The organism is Aurantimicrobium sp., assembly GCF_036667855.1.
GTDB lineage: Bacteria > Actinomycetota > Actinomycetes > Actinomycetales > Microbacteriaceae > Aurantimicrobium.
Window position 1 is genome coordinate 30,810 of the sequence record NZ_JAVWTF010000019.1, and the last position, 1,491, is coordinate 32,300.

The 1,491-nt window shown below is 55.5% G+C and carries 2 protein-coding genes; both read left to right on the forward strand.

What is annotated here, in order from left to right:
• Positions 1 to 250, forward strand: a 250-nt coding sequence (locus RR877_RS05640) for an RsmD family RNA methyltransferase (RefSeq protein WP_332627790.1), incomplete at its 5' end; no start/stop codon positions are given.
• A 26-nt stretch (positions 251 to 276) separates the two neighbouring features.
• Positions 277 to 1,491, forward strand: a 1,215-nt coding sequence (locus RR877_RS05645) for a DEAD/DEAH box helicase (RefSeq protein WP_332627791.1), incomplete at its 3' end; no start/stop codon positions are given.

The following is a 1,491-nucleotide window of genomic DNA, read 5'->3' on the forward strand; positions in this document are numbered from 1 at the left end:
GGTGGCTTCCTATCTGGGCAACCCATCATCTGAACTCTTTGACATCGTGTTCATCGATCCGCCTTATGAGCTCAGCGAAGAAGAAGTAACCCACGCACTTGAACTTCTTATTCCCCACCTGGCAGAAGATGCTGAAGTTGTTCTCGAACGCAGCACAAGAACAGGCCTTCCAGCATTACCTGCAGGACTTGAGCTGGATAAGTCCAAGGCCTATGGCGAAACGACTATCAACTGGATCTCTGCGGTCTAGTCGGACCCCGACCATAAACTGGGGTTATGCCCAGCTCTGATGCCCTGCTTGATGCAGCACTTGAGCCAGTGGTGGGCAGCAAAACTGCCGGAGCATTGAAGAAAGCTTTTGGCATTCGCACGGTGGGTGACCTGCTCGCGCACTATCCACGTCGTTATGCCCGCCGCGGTGAGCTCACTGCGATCAATGACGTTCCCCTCAATGAGAACGTCACTATCGTGGCTGAAGTGTTGGATGTGCGCGAACGTCCTATGCGTGCTCGAAAGGGTTCGATTCTGGAAGTAAGAATCACGGATGGTCGCTCAGGCGGCATCATGACGCTCACCTTCTTCAATCAGGCATGGCGAGCCAAAGACCTCAAAGCGGGGGTGCGCGGAATCTTTGCCGGCAAGGTGGGTGCCTATCGTGGTGCACTGCAGTTAGCGCACCCGGACTACGAACTCTTCGATGGCGAAGACGAGAGAGACTCTGCGGATAAAGATGCGGCCAAGTGGGCCATGCAGCCCATTCCGATCTATCCGGCCACCAGCACGCTAGCCAGTTGGCAAATAGCCAAGGTGATGGAGATTGTGCTTGCCACGGTTCGTGCTGGTACTGAACTTCCTGACCCGGTTCCCACTGACGTGAGGAATGAACGCAAGCTGCTCGGCTTGAACGAAGCCATTCTCAATATTCACCAACCTGTGACAGACGCTGACTGGCAGAAGGCCCGAGACACCCTTCGTTTCCAGGAAGCATTCGTTCTGCAGGCAACCCTGCTGGATCAACGAGCGAAAGCCAAAGCTCAGGCAGCAACACCGCGAGCACCCAAAGCTGGGGGATACCTCGATCAACTCGATGCACGACTGCCCTTCACGCTGACCGAAGACCAGCTCACAACCGGGGCAGAGATTGCAGAGGATCTGCAATCTTCTCACCCCATGAACCGATTGGTTCAAGGGGAAGTGGGCTCGGGAAAGACACTGGTGGCGCTGCGAGCAATGTTGCAGGTGGCCGACAGTGGCGGCCAGGCAGCATTGCTAGCGCCCACAGAAGTACTTGCTGCTCAACACCTGCGCTCCATCACGAACATGCTAGGTCCTGATCTCTCAGCGTCTTTGATGCCTACGCTCATCACTGGGCAACTACCCGCAGCTGCAAAGCGACAAGCACTCTTGCGAACCGTTTCTGGGCAAGCTCGCATAGTCATTGGTACCCATGCGTTGCTCAGTGACAAGGTCGAGTTCTTTGACCTTGGACTC